Origin of the sequence: Mesorhizobium sp. B2-3-14 (assembly GCF_006442175.1) — a bacterium.
Lineage (GTDB): Bacteria > Pseudomonadota > Alphaproteobacteria > Rhizobiales > Rhizobiaceae > Mesorhizobium > Mesorhizobium australicum.
Window position 1 is genome coordinate 96,571 of sequence record NZ_VFVP01000004.1, and the last position, 15,523, is coordinate 112,093.

Annotated in this window: 17 protein-coding genes; 7 read left to right on the plus strand and 10 right to left on the minus strand. The window is 63.3% G+C overall.

The window, feature by feature from the left end:
* Positions 1-84: 84 nt before the first annotated feature.
* Both FJ950_RS12190 and FJ950_RS12195 read right to left on the minus strand, forming a co-directional pair.
* The gene (locus FJ950_RS12190; protein ID WP_140616969.1) at positions 85-570 is read right to left on the minus strand and encodes an SRPBCC family protein; all 486 of its coding nucleotides are present in this window, start codon (positions 568-570) and stop codon (positions 85-87) included.
* Between the two features lie 118 nt (positions 571-688).
* Positions 689-937: a ParB N-terminal domain-containing protein gene (locus FJ950_RS12195; protein ID WP_140617245.1), complete on the minus strand. Its 249-nt coding sequence runs from the start codon at positions 935-937 to the stop codon at positions 689-691.
* Positions 938-1,092: 155 nt separating this feature from the next.
* Here FJ950_RS12195 and FJ950_RS12200 point away from each other — a divergent pair, with 155 nt between their 5' ends.
* From FJ950_RS12200 to FJ950_RS12220, 5 genes are read left to right on the plus strand one after another with little or no spacing between them, the layout of a single operon-like run.
* The gene (locus FJ950_RS12200; RefSeq protein ID WP_140617246.1) at positions 1,093-2,733 is read left to right on the plus strand and encodes a N,N-dimethylformamidase beta subunit family domain-containing protein; all 1,641 of its coding nucleotides are present in this window, start codon (positions 1,093-1,095) and stop codon (positions 2,731-2,733) included.
* Position 2,734: 1 nt separating this feature from the next.
* Positions 2,735-4,120, plus strand: a complete 1,386-nt coding sequence (locus FJ950_RS12205) for an aspartate aminotransferase family protein (protein WP_140616970.1) — start codon at positions 2,735-2,737, stop codon at positions 4,118-4,120.
* 5 nt (positions 4,121-4,125) lie between these two features.
* On the plus strand, positions 4,126-5,055 hold the full coding sequence (locus FJ950_RS12210) for a 3-keto-5-aminohexanoate cleavage protein (protein ID WP_140616971.1): 930 nt from the start codon (positions 4,126-4,128) through the stop codon (positions 5,053-5,055).
* 4 nt (positions 5,056-5,059) lie between these two features.
* A complete protein-coding gene (locus FJ950_RS12215; protein ID WP_140616972.1) occupies positions 5,060-5,596 on the plus strand; it encodes a GNAT family N-acetyltransferase in 537 nt (178 codons plus the stop codon).
* Positions 5,593-6,621 carry a histone deacetylase family protein gene (locus FJ950_RS12220; protein WP_140616973.1) on the plus strand — a complete coding sequence of 343 codons (1,029 nt, stop codon included), beginning with the start codon at positions 5,593-5,595 and terminating at the stop codon, positions 6,619-6,621. The genes FJ950_RS12215 and FJ950_RS12220 overlap by 4 nt, the downstream gene beginning before the upstream one ends.
* 15 nt (positions 6,622-6,636) lie before the next feature.
* Here the strand turns inward: FJ950_RS12220 and FJ950_RS12225 are convergent, their stop codons facing one another.
* From FJ950_RS12225 to FJ950_RS12235, 3 genes are all read right to left on the minus strand, one after another.
* The gene (locus FJ950_RS12225) at positions 6,637-7,905 is read right to left on the minus strand and encodes a cysteine desulfurase-like protein (protein ID WP_181171185.1); all 1,269 of its coding nucleotides are present in this window, start codon (positions 7,903-7,905) and stop codon (positions 6,637-6,639) included.
* Positions 7,906-7,947: 42 nt separating this feature from the next.
* Positions 7,948-9,015, minus strand: coding sequence for an aldo/keto reductase (locus FJ950_RS12230; RefSeq protein WP_140616974.1), 1,068 nt, complete (start codon positions 9,013-9,015; stop codon positions 7,948-7,950).
* Positions 9,016-9,135: 120 nt separating this feature from the next.
* Positions 9,136-9,645, minus strand: coding sequence for a hypothetical protein (locus tag FJ950_RS12235; RefSeq protein ID WP_181171187.1), 510 nt, complete (start codon positions 9,643-9,645; stop codon positions 9,136-9,138).
* A 331-nt stretch (positions 9,646-9,976) separates the two neighbouring features.
* On the opposite strand from FJ950_RS12235, the gene FJ950_RS12240 reads away from it, so the two are divergent.
* A complete protein-coding gene (locus tag FJ950_RS12240) occupies positions 9,977-10,141 on the plus strand; it encodes a hypothetical protein (RefSeq protein WP_140616975.1) in 165 nt (54 codons plus the stop codon).
* Positions 10,142-10,192: 51 nt separating this feature from the next.
* Here the strand turns inward: FJ950_RS12240 and FJ950_RS12245 are convergent, their stop codons facing one another.
* Complete coding sequence (locus FJ950_RS12245) at positions 10,193-10,699, minus strand: DUF1993 family protein (RefSeq protein ID WP_140616976.1); 507 nt, start codon at positions 10,697-10,699, stop codon at positions 10,193-10,195.
* A 140-nt stretch (positions 10,700-10,839) separates the two neighbouring features.
* Between FJ950_RS12245 and FJ950_RS12250 the strand changes: the two genes are divergently transcribed.
* Positions 10,840-11,889, plus strand: coding sequence for a DUF1176 domain-containing protein (locus FJ950_RS12250; RefSeq protein ID WP_140616977.1), 1,050 nt, complete (start codon positions 10,840-10,842; stop codon positions 11,887-11,889).
* 19 nt (positions 11,890-11,908) lie between these two features.
* Here the strand turns inward: FJ950_RS12250 and FJ950_RS12255 are convergent, their stop codons facing one another.
* Genes FJ950_RS12255 through FJ950_RS12270 form a run of 4 tightly spaced genes read right to left on the minus strand, consistent with a single transcriptional unit; the run spans position 11,909 to position 15,490 of the window.
* The gene (locus FJ950_RS12255) at positions 11,909-12,802 is read right to left on the minus strand and encodes an alpha/beta fold hydrolase (protein WP_181166377.1); all 894 of its coding nucleotides are present in this window, start codon (positions 12,800-12,802) and stop codon (positions 11,909-11,911) included.
* Positions 12,803-12,833: 31 nt separating this feature from the next.
* Entirely contained in the window at positions 12,834-14,444 is a 1,611-nt protein-coding gene (locus tag FJ950_RS12260; RefSeq protein ID WP_140616978.1) for a molybdopterin-binding/glycosyltransferase family 2 protein, read from the minus strand.
* A complete protein-coding gene (locus FJ950_RS12265) occupies positions 14,441-15,145 on the minus strand; it encodes an XdhC family protein (protein ID WP_140616979.1) in 705 nt (234 codons plus the stop codon). Before FJ950_RS12265 ends, FJ950_RS12260 begins: the two co-directional genes overlap by 4 nt.
* A gap of 6 nt (positions 15,146-15,151) precedes the next feature.
* Entirely contained in the window at positions 15,152-15,490 is a 339-nt protein-coding gene (locus FJ950_RS12270) for an XdhC family protein (RefSeq protein ID WP_140616980.1), read from the minus strand.
* Positions 15,491-15,523: the final 33 nt, after the last annotated feature.

Sequence of the window (15,523 nt, forward strand, 5' to 3'; positions counted from 1 at the left end):
CGGGCAAGCGAGAAGCGCAGGGGCCGAGGCAAAATGGCAAAAAACAGAACTTTGGACATATCGAACTCCTCCGGTGTGGCTCTGTCAGAGCGTCCTGGCGAGATCTTCGAGCTGATCGGTGCACTGGCCCCAACCGGCGTGAAAGCCCATGGCCTCGTGCTGCTCGCGGTCGGCGACGCTCCAGTGCCGGACGCGCGCGATGTAGAGGGTCTTGCCCTCGCCCTCGTCCTCGAAGGTCAGTACGACTGTCATGAACGGTTTTTCCGATGGCACCCATGACTGGGTATAAGCATCGGTGAAGACGATCTTCTCGCCGGGAACGACCTCGAGGAAGACGCCGGGGTTGGGGAACTCGTTGCCGTCGGGCCCTGCCATGACGACCAGGCTGTTGCCACCGGTGCGCACATCCATCTCGGCACGCGGCGTCGTCCACGGCTTTGGCGCGAACCATTGCGTGATCAATTTCGGTTCGGTCCAGCAGCGATAGACGTCCCCGCGCGGTGCATCGATGATGCGGGCGAGAACCAGTTCGCGGTCGTCGGCGGGGGCGATGTCGAGCTTGGTGGCCACGGTGGTCTCCTCGGTTTGATCTGGCTTCCGTCCCAAGGACGAGCCGACGCAAAGCAAACCGACATCGCCCGCGAAAAATTCTGGAAACGCAGGTTGAAAACCGTGAGCGGAGCGCGTGTCAGTGCCGCTTGGCTTGCACCAGGTAGGCGTCGATTACGGTCTCGCCCAGCCATTTGGCGGCTTCGAGCCGGTGCAGGCCTTCGACAAGTATGTGCCGCTTGCCATCGTGGCGGACCTGGATCGGCGTCTTCATGCCGTTCTCGAGTATGTCCTCGGCCAGATGCCGGACGGTCTCGGGGTGCAGCGTCTTCTTCCGCGCCGTGGGCACGTAGATGTCGTCGACCTTGACCTGTTGAACCCTGAGCATGCCCTGTCCCCATGGCGGAACTGCCGCCGTCTTACTGAGATAGTCGGTTTGGCGAAGGCGGCCAAGGGTGCGGCTAACGAATGCTGGCATGATCGTTTCCATTTGACGCCTGGCGGGCGGATCGCCGAAATGGGCCTCAGATGGGCCAGGGCTTCATGATCAATCCGCCGACCGAATTCCCCGATTTCGGGCTGACAGCCGAGCAGCGCTGCCACGCGGTGCGCGGCCACTATTACGAGTGGCCGGGCATGGATGGCGAGCGCGGCGAAATCTGGTGCTACAGCGACCGGTTTTCGTATCGCGCCGGCGAGACAGTTACGCTGCATGTCAGCTCGACCGCTCCGTCCTTCGGCATGAGGATCATCCGCGATGGCGGCACCGAAACGAGAGTATTCGAGAAATCGGACATTGCGGCGCGCTGGCAGGAGAGTCCGGAGCAATGCTCGGTCGAAGGCTGCGGCTGGGAAGCCTCCTTCGAATTTCGCGTGGAGAGCGACTGGCCCTCCGGCGCCTACCTGATAACGCTGACCGCCGACGGACGTGACGGCAAGCCGATCCAAAGTCACCACATTTTCATCGTCTCTCCCCAGCCCGGCAAGAAACCTGGCCGTTTGCTGCAGGTGGCGGCGACGGGCACCTGGCTTGCCTACAACACCTGGGGCGGCTCCAACCATTATCAGGGCATCACCGGGCCCGACCGCGACCAGTACTCGCCCATCGTGTCAACGCAGCGCCCCTGGTGCCGCGGCTTCGTCGTGTTGCCCGGGGATGCACCGCGCGTGCCGTTGGAGGTGGCGGTGCCGCCGAAGACCGTGCCGCGTTATCCGCACATGGAATGGGCGCTCGCCACCGGCCATTCGAAGAAATACGCCTCGTCGGGCTGGGCCAGCTACGACAGTCATTTTTTTCGCTTCGCCGAACGATCAGGCTACGGCGTCGACCTCGCCAGTCAGCATGACCTCCACTTCTCGCCCGAGATTCTCGACGGTTATGACTGCGCGGTCTTCGTCGGCCATGACGAATACTGGACCTGGGAGATGCGCGACGCGGTCGACTTCTATGTCGAACGCGGCGGCCATGCGGCGCGTTTTGCCGGCAATTTCATGTGGCAGACGCGGCTGGAAGATGAGGGCCGCCGGCAGGTCTGCTACAAATATCGCGCCCGCACCGAGGACCCGGCCTATCGCGGCGGCGACGTGACCCGCGCCACCAATTCCTGGGAAGCACCGGAAATCGGCCGGCCGGGTTCGGCGACCTTCGGGCTCAATGCGACACGGGGCGTCTATGCCGGCTGGGGTGGCTGCGCGCCACGTGGCGTACGCGGCTTTCCGGTCTATCGGCCGGAGCACTGGGCCTTTGCCGGCACCGGCATCTACTATGGTGACCTGCTGGGCGCCGACAGCCATGTCTATGGCTATGAGGTCGACGGGCTCGATTTCGAGATCCGCGGCGGGCTGCCCTACCCCACGCCAGACAGCGGCGCGCCTGACGGCCTGCAAGTGCTGGCCGTCGGCATGGCCAGCCAGGTCGAGGAAAGCGCCGACATTCCGATCGAGGACCAGTTCCTCACCGACGAGGATGGCCGCTTCACCGCCGAAACCTTGTTTGGCGAGGCAAGCGACGCCAATCTCGAAAAGGTCAAACGCGGCAATGGCATGATCGTCAACTTCCCGCGCGGCAAGGGCGAGGTGTTCCATGCCGGAAGCTGCGAATGGGTCGCCGGCCTGCTAAGACAAGACCCGATGGTCGAACGGGTCACCCAGAATGTCCTCGACCGCTATCTCGGAAAGTCCTGACATGTCGAAAGCCCAGACCGCCGTTCAAGACACTGATGCCCGGCGCCAATCGCATTTGTTCTACCTCTCCAGCCTGCGCCGGCCGCTGATCGACCGCACCGAAGGCATTTACATGTGGACGCAGGACGGTCGCCGTTTCATCGACGGATCGAGCGGCCCGATGGTCGCCAATATCGGCCACTCCAACCGCAATGTGCTCGATGCGATGAAGCGGCAAATGGACCGCGCCACCTTCGCCTACCGGCTGCATTTCGAGAACGAGCCGGCGGAAGAACTGGCGCGCGAACTGGCTGGAAAGTTGCCGGAAGGCATGGACCGCATCTTTTTCGTGTCCGGCGGCTCGGAAGCGACGGAATCCTGCATCAAGCTGGCGCGGCAATGGGCTGTGGCCACCGGCCAGGCCAGCCGCTGGAAGGTGATCACGCGGTTTCCTTCCTACCACGGCGGCACGCTCGGTTCGCTTTCGATCACCGGCGACGACGCGTTGGCCGAAACTTTTACGCCGATGATGCGGGTGATGCCGACCGTCCCAGCACCGGCCGCCTGGCGCGATCGCGACAATCTCTCGATGGAGCAGCGTGGCGTCCGCTACGCCGACATGCTGGAGGATAAGATCCTCGCCGAAGATCCCGAAAGCGTCGTCGCCTTCATCATGGAGCCGATCGGGGGTGCTGCGACCGCGGCCCTGGTGGCACCCGACAGCTATTATGCGCGCATCCGCGAAATCTGCGATCGCTACGGCATCCTGCTCATCCACGACGAGGTGATGAGCGGTGCCGGCCGCACCGGCAAATTCCTCGGCGGCGACCACTGGAACTGCAAGCCTGACATCGTCGCGCTGTCGAAGGGCCTGGGGTCGGGCTATGCGCCGCTCGGCGCGCTGGCCGCACCGATGCGACTGGTCGAGCCGCTGCTCGCTTCCGGCGGCTTCCAGCATGGCCACACCTATGCCGGCAATCCGCTCGCCTGCGCCGCAGGGCTTGCGGTGTTGGGCGAAATGGACCGGCTCGACCTGATTGCCAATGCGGCTGCCATGGGCGACGTGCTGATGGACGGATTGAAGGCACTTGCGAAGCGGTTCCCGTTCATTGCCGATGTGCGTGGCAAGGGGCTGCTTACGGGCGCCGAAATGGTCGCCGATCCCGATACGCTGAAACCGATCGAGCAGGGCAAGAAAGCCACGCAGCGCCTGCTCGATCTCGCCTATGAGCGCGGGCTGATCATCTATGGCCGCAGGGTCAAGGGCGGCGTCGACGGCGACAATTTCATGGTCGCGCCGCCGATGATCGTCACCGGCGAGCAGGTCGGCGAGATCATCTCCATCATCGGCGACTCGCTTGAGGTTCTGGCGGGCGAATTCGACCTGCCGGTCGAAGGTCGGGGGTAGCGGAAATGGCGCCGCGAAAAGTCATCATCACCTGCGCCGTTACAGGCTCGGTACACACGCCGTCGATGTCGCCCTATCTGCCGGTGACGCCGGACCAGATCGCCGCGGACGCTATTGCCGCGGCCGAGGCCGGCGCCTCGATCCTGCATCTGCACGCCCGCGATCCCCGGGATGGCCGCCCGACCGCCGACCCCGAAGTGTTCATGCAGTTCCTGCCGCGCATCAAGCAGGCGACCGATGCGGTGATCAACATCACGACAGGCGGCTCCTCGCTGATGACGCTGGACCAGCGGCTGGCGGCGCCGCTTCGGGCTCAGCCCGAAATGTGCTCGCTCAATATGGGCTCGATGAATTTCGCGCTGTTCCCGATGCTCGACAAGCCAAGGGACTGGCAGCACGAGTGGGAACCGAAGCTGCTCGAAGCCACCCGCGACACTATCTTCAAGAACACCTTCGCCGACATGGAAGGCGTGATCGAGCGGCTAGGCAAGGGCTGCGGCACCCGCTTCGAGTTCGAGTGCTACGATGTCGGCCATCTCTATTCGCTGGCGCATTTCCGCGACCGGGGGCTGGTTTCGGGGCCGCTGTTCATCCAATTCGTGCTGGGCATCCTGGGCGGCATCGGCGCCGACCCGGACAACCTCATCCATATGAAGCGCATCGCCGACAAATTGTTCGGCGACAGCTACCAGTTTTCGGTGCTGGCCGCCGGCCGCAACCAGATGCCGCTGATCTCGATCGCCGTAGCCATGGGCGGCAATGTGCGGGTCGGACTGGAGGACAGCCTCTATGATGGCCGCCAGTTGGCGAAGTCCAACGCCGACCAGGTGCGGCGCATCCGTGGCATTCTCGATGGACTGTCGCTGGAGGTCGCCACGCCGGCCGAAGCGCGTGACATGCTGGCGCTCAAGGGCGGCGACAGGGTGGCTTTTTGACGAGATGACAGCGCCCGCTCCTGCCACTGTACCTGTCACGCGTGCGGTTATCCTTCGCCCCGGCACCATCGATGACGTCGAAACCATTCACGCGGCGATCCTGAAGCTTGGCACTCATATCGGGGCGCCCGAGGAAATTATCTCGACGGCGGACGATCTCAGAAGCTGGGGCTTTGGCGAAAAACCCGCCTTCTCGACCCTCATCGCAGAAGTCGACGGCGAATTCGCCGGGCTGTGCCTGCATTTCCCGATCTTCTCGACCTGGATGGGACGGCCTGGCGTCTATGTGCAGGACCTCTATGTCGAGGACCGGTTTCGCGGCCGCAAGATCGGCGAACGCCTGCTGCGACGCGTGGCTGCCGAGTGCCGCAAAGAGGGCGGCGTGTATCTGAGGCTGTCGGTCGACACCGACAATGAGGGTGCCAAGGCCTTTTACGAACGGCTGGGCATTGCCTGGTCAAGCTACGAGCAGACGCAGAAAATCATCGGTGATGCCTTTTTCGCCTTCGCCGATGCGCCGGAAAATGGGGAGCAGCAATGAAGGCCTTCTATGCGCAGGAGCAGAAGCGCCACGATCCCAAGGCCTTTCTTTCCAGTGGCGCGGCGCAGCCCAACCCTGAACAGCCGGAGCGCGTCGAAAGATTGTTAGCCGGCGCAAAATCCTCCGGTTGCACGATCGAGCGACCGCGCGATCACGGCCTCGGTCCGATCTCGGCGGTGCACACACCCGAGTATCTCGACTTCCTCGAACATATTTTCGAACGCTGGCAGCGGATCGACGGGGCGTCGGCCGAGGTCATTCCCAACATCCACCCGATCGCCCGCAACGGCTCCTATCCGGCCTCAGCAGTGGCCCAAGCCGGCTACCACATGGCCGACACCGCCTGCCCGATATCGGGCGAGACATGGCAGAGCGCGCTGTGGAGCGCCTGGAGCGCGGTCGAGGCCGCCGAAACCGTCATGGCCGGAGCGTCGGCCGCCTATGCGCTGTGCCGCCCGCCCGGCCACCACGCCTTCGCCGATGTCGCCGGCGGCTTCTGCTTCATCAACAACTCAGCCGTGGCGGCGCAAGTGCTGCGCAGGCAGGCGGCCCGCGTGGCGATCCTTGATGTCGACCTGCATCACGGCAACGGGACGCAAGGCATTTTCTATGCGCGACCTGACGTGCTGACGGTGTCGCTGCATGCCGATCCGGTGCGGTTCTACCCGTTCTTCTGGGGCCATGCCGACGAGCGCGGCGAAGGTCCCGGGCTTGGCTATAATTTCAACCTGCCGCTGCCGCGCAAATCCGCGGATGCGGCGTTTCTGGAAGCGCTCGGCGTGGCGTTCCAGCGTATCCGCGCCTTCTCCCCCGATGTGCTGGTCGTGGCGCTCGGCCTCGACGCGTTCGAGGGCGATCCGTTCGGCGGGCTTTCGGTGACGACGCCGGGCTTCTCGCGCATCGGCGAGGCCATCGCCGGGCTCGGCCTACCGGCGGTCATCGTCCAGGAAGGCGGCTATCTCTGCGACGAACTCGGCGACAATCTCACCGCATTCCTCACCGGCCTTGGCGGCAAGGCGCGGTGAGAGTTCAAACCCAAGTCAGGAGCGTTGCTGCCTGAGCATGGCAATCACCCGGTGCACGCTCTCCAGCGTCTCGTCGATTTCGGACGCGGTGTTGTAGTGGGCGATGCCGATGCGCACGACGCCTTGCTCGGCCGGAATGCCGAGCTGATGGACGATCTCCCAGGCATAGTTGTGGCCCGACCACACGAAGATGTTCTCGGCGTTCATCTGCCGCACGATCGTTTCGGGGACAATGCCATCGACGGTGAAGGAGACGGTCGGCACACGATCGCCGAGCCGTTTCGGGTCGGTGATGCCTCGGACCGTCAGCCCGGAAATGTCGGACAAGCCATCGATCAGCCTTTGCGCCAGCGGGTTTTCATGGGCAATGGAGACCTGGAACGCCTTGGCGATCTTCTGCCTTCTTGAACCACCCTCACCTGCCGCCGCGCCGAGCTCGGCGAAATAGTCGACCGCGGCGGTCAAGCCGGCCATCAGTTCGATCTGCGGCGTGCCGAGTTCGAACCGCTCGGGCAAGCCGTTCGAGGAGCAACGGCACTTATAGGCTTGCAGACCGTCGATGACGTCGCGCCGGCCCCACAAGATACCCATATGCGGACCGAAGAATTTATAGGCCGAGCAGATCAGGAAATCGCAGCCGAGCTCCTGCACATCGATCAGCCCATGCGGTGCGAATTGCACCGCATCGACATAAACCAGCGCGCCGGCCTGTTTTGCAAGTTGGGTCAAGGACCTGACCCGGTTGATCGAGCCGGTGAGATTGCTGGCGTAGTTCAACGCCAGCAGCCTTGTCTTCGTGGACAGCAGACCGGCGAGCGTCGCCTCCTCGACCTGCCAGGTCTTTTCGTCGAACGGCAGCCAGCGCACGACGAGGCCGAGGTCCTCGGCCAGTTGCAGCCAGGGCGACACATTGCCCTCATGATCCATGCGGGTGAGGATGATCTCGTCGCCTGATTTCATCGTGCGGCCGAGCGTACGTGACATATGATAGGTCAACGTCGTCATGTTGGCGCCGATGACAATCTCGTGCCGGCTCGCCGCGCCGAGGAAGTCGGCCATCGCCAGGTGCGCCTCGTCAACGACCTGCTGCGCCGCGATCGTCGTTTCAAAATAACCGCCCAGATTGGCGTTGGTCGTAAGCAGGCAGCGCGACACCGCGTCGGCCACGGCCTGCGGCACCTGCGTGCCGGCAGGATTGTCGAGATAGATGCGCCGGCGTCCGTTGTCTGTCAGTGAGAGAGCGGGGAATTTTCCACGCACGGCCTCGATCGAAAAATCCACCATCGTCTCCATCCCTTTGCTGCTACACGACAATTCCGGGCTCGGTCACGGGCAGGGATTGCCGACCCTCTGGTGAACGGCATCCACCGCCTTCTGCATTTCTTCAGTCCAGACGACATCCACCGAAGACAGCGCCATCTCCAGTTGGGAAATGGTTGTCGCACCGATGATGTTGGAGGTCACGAAGGACCGGCTCGAGACATAGGCATTGGCAAACAGCGCCGGCTCCAGGCCGAAAGAGCGCGCCAGCTCATTGTATTCGAGCTGCGCTTCGGCGGCATTGGGCGTCTCGTAACGCTGGCCGCGGTTGAACAGCTGCGAGCGCGAGCCCTGCGGGCGGGCGCCATGATCGTATTTGCCGGTCAGATAACCCTGGGCCAACGGCGAATAGGCAAGCAGCGACACCCCTTCGCGCTCGCAGACCTCGGCGAGGTTCACCTCAAAAGTGCGGTTGACGAGGTTGTAGGCATTCTGGATCGAGGCGACGCGAGGACCGATCCCTTTGTCGGCCTCTGCAAGGAAGCGCATCACGCCCCAGGAACTCTCGTTGGACAGGCCGAAATGGCGGATTTTTCCTGCCTTCACCAGGTCATCGAACACCGCGAGCGTCTCGGCGATCGGCGTTTCACCGACCGGTGCGCCGACAGAATCGGCACGCCGCGCCACGGCGCCGACGCGCGTCGGGTTGGCGCCCCAGGGGATGTCCCGTTCCGGCCAATGGATTTGATAAAGATCGAGATAATCAGTGCCAAGCTTGGCCAACGACTTGTCGATGGCATCGAAGATATCGGCCCGCACCAATTGCGAGGGCCGGTCTCCGCGAAACCAGCTGTTGGCCGTGCGGCCGACGACCTTGGAGGCCAGGATCACCTTGTCGCGGTTGCCCTTGGCCTTCATCCAACTGCCAATGATCTTCTCCGTCCGTCCTTGCGTCTCCGCCTTGGGCGGGATCGGATAGAGTTCGGCGGTGTCGATGAAATTGACGCCGCGCGAGAAGGCCAGGTCCATCTGGGCATGGCCCTCGGCCTCGGTGTTCTGCTGGCCCCAGGTCATCGAACCAAGGCAGATCTGGGTAACAAGAAGATCGGTCCGACCGAGACGGCGTTTGTGCATGGAATTCTGCTCCGGAGGGCATGTATGCGCGGCTGCGCGGGGAGGAGTTCGCATCTTATAGGAAAAGCGGAAGCGCTCTCCAAGCCTTGCCAGGCCGACTTTTGCGTGAGCAGAGCGGGGTTAGCGTCGTGCGGCGGCCACGGCGCGGCGCTTGGCCTCGTCGATCAGCATGTTGGCCACCTGCATGCGGATCATGGCGCGCTGGCGCAAATGCGGGGCGACGCGATCGGGATGGTTGGCGAAAGCAAAGCTGCGGCGCATGCGGCCGAAGTCGGCGGCGCTCTTAAACTGCTCCAGACCCAGTTCGACCGCAATCGATTCAGGATCGATTGGCGGCAATGTTTCTTCCGGCTTCGGCTCTTCGCCAGCCAGCGCCAGCCTTGCCTGTTCAAGCACGGCGGCAAATTCGCTGGCCAGATCAGCGCCGGCCTCGCGATATTCCGCAGCGGATACCTTGATGCGGCCGGAATGGAGTTCATCGGCGACCGAGAGATAGTCGAACGGGATGGATGGGCGCGCGCCGGTCTCTACGCCCTCACTGCCGTTGCCCTTTTCGGTGGCAACGAAGAGGTCGTCGAGCAGTGACGCAAAATCCCGCTTGGCGCCGGTAGCGATATCAGCCTCCCCCATGCCCGACAGTCGAGTTTCAGACCATAGAACCAGCTCGTTAAAAATAAATGCCGCCGGTCTTAACTAATTTCCCTTCAGGGGATCGTTGCCGCATGCCCAGGCAAAAGCCGGACCGCATGTTCATGCAGTCCGGAAATTCGCCAGGAGCGGCGAGGAAAACTGGTCATGTACCAGCTTCGAAGCCTACGTTGGGCGCGGCGCAAGAGTTTCACCTTGCTGCAAAAAAATTCAAAAACCATCCGGACATGGCAGGCATGCATATGCTGCACTGCACAATCTTCACGATTCATCTATATTGCCTGATGTGGAGGACCAACCAGGAGCCTGAATCATGGGTTTCTTCACGGAAATGTTCGCCCGGCCGCGCCCGCAGGAACATCTGAGATATCGCGCGGCGCTGGCGCTCCTTTATTCGATGAGCAATGCCGAGCGCGCCGACATCGGCATCAAGCCCGCCGATTTCCCGCGCATCGCCCGCGAAATGCCCATCCGCTAAGCAGGTGCGAGATGTCCCGGATCGACCCGGGACATCCCAAAGTCTGATTTCTCAATGCGATCCGAGGAATGTCGCCTTGCCCAACGGCACGCCATTGTGGCGCAGGATGTCGTAGGCGGTGGTCAGGTGGAAATAGAAATTGGGCATGGCCACATGCAGCAGATATTGCGTGCCGCTCAGCGTCGTTTCCCGGCCCCCCAGCTTCAGTTCGATCATCCGGTCATCCGACCCGTCGATATCGGCTGCGGAAAAAGTCGCCAGGTAGGCGACCGTCTTGGCGAGCCTCGCTTCGAGATCGGCGAAGCTTGCTTCATTGTCCTCATATTTAGGCACTTCGCGGCCGGCCAGCCGTGAAGGCGCGCCCTTGGCATGGTCGGTTGCGATCTGCACCTGCCTGGCAAGTGCGAACATGTCGGGCGCCAGCCGCGCCGTCAAAAACACCTGCGGGTCGATCTTGCGGTCAAGCGCATTCTGTTCGGCTGCAGCCAGCACACTGGAAAGTGCTTTCAGCCTGGCTGAAAACACGGGCACGGATGCCTCATACATCGATATCGTCACGTCGGATCTCCTGTCCGGCAGGAACGCCGGCGCGAGGACGTAGCGCTCTCAGGCGCGATTCTTCAAGCGGCGGGCGCATGGCGTCACCACGTCGCCGCAATCGCCGTGGTAGAATCTTCGTTATCGAGCGGAGATTCCCGATGAGACGCGCCCTTTTCGCAGCGACTGCCCTTCTCTCCCTTGCCACGACAGGCCACGCGGCATTGGCCGCAGTCGATACGCCCGAAGCGCCTTACGTCGATGATCGGTCGAGCGCGGATGCGGTCGTGCATTCACTCTACAGCGCCATCAACCGGCATGAATTCGCCCGCGCCTGGGGCTACTTCGGTGATACAAAGCCGGCAAAGGATTTCGACACATTCGTCAAAGGCTATGACGGCACCGATAAGGTGGAGGTCAAGACCGGTCCGATTTCGGACGAGGGCGCGGCGGGCAGCATCTATTACAACGTCCCGGTCGCTATCCAGGCAACCGACAAGAAGGGCGAGGCGAAGGTTTTCGCCGGCTGCTATACGCTGCGCCAGGTCAACGCCCAGATCCAGGCGCCGCCGTTCCAGCCTATCTTCATCGACAAGGGAGCGCTGAAGCCCTCCACCGCCGACTTCGACGAGGCGTTGCCGCCAAGCTGCGGCGACGGCCCGCCGCCGCCGAAAAAGGACACCGCACTGGAACAGGCCAAGAAGGCCTTCCTGGCGACCTATGGCGACCAATGCGACAAGGACCGCCTGGCCAATGAGCCAGAGGTCTTTTCGATCAAATACAAGGACAGGAATGCTCAGCCGAACGATCCTGACAAGGAGACCCGGCTGTTCCACTTCTCCTGCTCGGCCGCCGCCTACAATGAAAGCTCGGTCTATTACATGACCGACGAGGTGGACGGTGTCAGGCAATTGCAGTTCGCCGAGCCGGAGACCGATATACGCTACGAGAACAACGACAGCGACGGCAAGCTGTTGAGTGTAACGGTGATCGGCTTCCGGACCACAGGGTGGGCGGTCAATTCCGACTATGACCAGAATGCTCACACCATCACCACGTTTAACAAATGGCGCGGCGTCGGCGATGCTTCGGATGCCGGGACATATCTGTTCCGCAACGGCGATTTCTCGCTGGTCCAGTATGACGTCGACGCGTCCTATGACGGCGAGGAGAACCCGCAGACGGTCGTCGACTACAACACCGCGCCTTAGACCCTCTAGCGCATCAGGCTTATGGTGCCTTCGACAGCATCCAGTCGAGCGTGCCGCGCCAGTCTACCATGCGGATCGGCGTGCCGTGCGTGCCGGTCTCGAAGCGCACGAAGCGGGTCGGATAGTTTTTTGATTTGGCAAGGATGGAGCGGAAGAACGCTTCCTGGTTGGCCACGGGAAAGACCACATCGTGGCTGCCCTGGCCGAAGAACACTGGCACGCGACGCTTGAAGGCGGGACTTGCAAGAAAGCCCTCGTCCCACAGCGATCCGAGCAGCAGCAGTCCATTCACGCGGCCACCAGTATCCTTGCGTGCGGCAAGTTTCCAGCACAGCGCGCCGCCCATCGAGCCGCAGGCGACGAAGATTTTCGCGCCCGGAGACTGTTCGGCATAATGGTCGATCAGGGCGGCGACCAGTGCTGCGCCCTTGTCGCCGAAATCAGGAAAATCCGGAGAAATATAGAGCCCGCCATTGCCGGCCATCAGGTTCTTGAGCCGGTTGAAATTGCCGCCGAAGGTGAAGTCGTCGACGCCTTGCTTGCGGCTGCCGCCCTGCCCGTGCAGGTAAAGCACGATGATGGCGGCTCCTTTCGTCTTGCCGACGGCGACATGCCTGACATCGCCCGCATCGGTCTTCAGCATCAGATCCTGCTGCACCTTGCGCACGCCGGTGTCGGTGTACTGGGCATGCACGCGTTTTTCCGGCACCTCGTCGCGCTGGTTGATGTCGCGCATCTCGCGGTAGTCGAGGACCGTGTAGGCGCCGTTGCTGTCGGATGACAGCGTCGCCGGATAGGCGAAGAGATCGTCCTTGAAGGGTTTCAGGGACAATGTGTCGGCACTGGCGGCCGAGGAAAACAAGAAAAGCATTGCCGTGACGAAAGCGCGGCACGCGACGGTACGAATAGCCATACCGCAGGCATGCTAATGCCGCCTCCGTTTGTCAATCCTGCAGCACGCCGCCCGCGCCTTCCAGTGCCTCTCGGGTGTCGACATCGACGGACGCGCCCTCCCCGATCTCGACATCGATGACATCGAGCCCTTCGGCCTCGACCAGATGGCGAGCGCCGGTGTCGCCTTCGAGATGGGCGATTGCCGCGAATAACGAGCGCGGCAAAAGCACCGGGTTGCCGCGTTTGCCTTGGTGCGTGGCACGGACCACCGAGTTGCCGCCGGCCCTGCGGAAGGCATCGATAAGCCTGTCGAGGTCGTCGGATGCGACACCCGGCATGTCTCCCAGAACGATCATCGCACCAGCGGCGTCTTCGGGCAGATAGGCAGTGCCGGCCTTAAGCGAGGTCGACAGACCATCGGCAAAATCGGGATTGTCGGCGAAGGTGACGTCGAGGCCCGACAATGCCGCGCGCACCCGCTCGCGCTGATGACCGGTGACGACGATCGTGCCCGAAGCCTTCGAGGCGAGCGCGCGTTCGGCGGTGCGGCGCACCAGCGGCTGGCCGTCGAACAGCGCCATCAGCTTGTTCGGCCCGCCCATGCGGCTCGACCGGCCCGCCGCCAGAAGCACGATCCCGACCTTGAGCCGACTTTTGGCCGGCAGCGGCTCGCGCGGCTGCGGCCGCGTCGGTATCTCCATCAGCAGGCCGCCGACGCCCATGCCGGCGATGTCGCGCGCGGTGACGTCCAGGCCGGCAATCAATCGGTCGAGCACCCAGTCGAAGCCGTTCTCCTTGGGGCTGCGGGCGCAGCCAGGCGCGCCGATGATACGCTTGCCGCCGAGTGTGCCGAGCACCAGCAGATTGCCGGGATCGACCGGCATGCCCGCGCGGATGATGGTACCGCCCGCCCCCTCGATCGCCGCCGGAACGACGTCGGCGAAATCGCTCATGGCGGAAGCCCCGAAGATCACCACCATGTCGTTGTCGCGCGCAAGCGCGATGGCGGCCTCGGCGACAGGGGCGATCTCATGCGGCGTACGGCGCTCCGCCGTCAGCCAGCCGCCGGAGCGCGCCAGCCGGGCTTCGGTGACGCGCAGCGTCTTGTCGAGCACGGTTGGCTTGGTGCCCGGCAGCACCGTCTGGATGACGCCGACACGCATCGGCCGATAGGCGTTGACGGCAAAAATTTCGCCGCTGGCGCAGATTTCCGTCACGGCAGCCACCAACGAGGAAGAGACCGCGAAGGGGATGATCTTCACCGTCGCGACCATCTGGCCCTTTTCGACCGACGCGTGCTGGGCCAGCGTCGCGATGGTGATGGCAGGATCGACCGCATTGATGGCATCGATGACAGCGGCATTGACGGTGAAGATGCCAGCCGCCTTGGCGTGGAGATTGACCCGGCCGGTAGCGGCGGGCTTCGCCTCGATGCCGCCTAAGGTCATGCTTTCGGCAATTTTTTGCGCCGCGGCGTCCTCGCCGAGATCGTCCGGCGCCAGCACGGCCGCAACGACCTGCGAAACACCTGCCCCCTTGAGCGTGGAGACATCTTCGGCGCTCAGCCTGTGCGCCTTGCGAAATCGCTTTTCGCCGGCCGCGGTCGCATGCGCCAGCACCGCCCCTTCGGCCGCGTCGATCGGGATCGGACCGAATTTCACGCCGCCGCGCCCTTCGCATCGAGGCCGCGTGAGCGGAAGGCAAGAATGGTCTGCGCGAGAATGGCGACGGCGATTTCGGCGGGGCTTGCCGCCCCGATGTCCAGCCCGATCGGCGCGTGGATACGCGCGATCTGGTCCGCACTCGCGCCCAACGCCAGCAGGCGCTCGACGCGCCTGGCATGCGTCTTTCGGCTGCCGAGCGCCCCGACATAGAAGCAGTTGGCGTCGAGTGCCGCCTTCAACGCGAAATCGTCGATCTTGGGGTCATGGGTGACGGCGGCGAGCCCGGTGTAAGCGTCGAGCGGCTGGCGTTCCAGCACGTCCTGCGGCCAGTCGGCATGCAAGGCGACATCGGGAAAGCGGTCCGATGTGGCAAAGGCGGTGCGCGGATCGATGATCTCCAAGGGATAGCCTGCGATCCGGGCCATCGGCGCGAGCGCCTGACTGATATGCACGGCGCCGATCACCACGAGACGCGGCCGCGGCAGATGCGCATTGAGGAAGAAGGTCCGCCCTTCCGCCTCGACGGACCCCGAATTGCCGGATCGAAACGCCTTGGCGATCGCCGCTCCGAGATCGCCGGCGACATGATCGCCCTCCCGCACGATACGGTCGCGACCATCACCCAGATCAGTGACGAGGATCGCCGCGCGGCGGGCGCGCCGCTCGGCATTGAGCGTCTTCAGCGCATAAGGATCCATCGGAGGTCAGCCCAATCGCTCAACATAAACCTTGATGCGGCCGCCGCAGGACAGGCCGACTTGCCAGGCGGTCTCATCGGCAACACCGAACTCCAGCATCCTGGCTTTGCCGGAGCCGATGACGTCGGCCGCCTCGGTCACGACAGCGCCCTCGACGCAACCGCCCGAAACAGAGCCGTGGAAATTGCCATCGGCATCGATGACAAGGTGGCTGCCGACCGGGCGCGGCGCCGAACCCCAGGTCTCGACAACGGTCGCGACCGCGACATCCTTGCCGTCCTTCATCCAGGCTTCCGCGATGATCAGCGGGTCGCGGGCCTCATCGAGATAAAGACTGTCACTCATCGTTGCTTCTCTCAGGGTCTGTTTTTTCCAAAA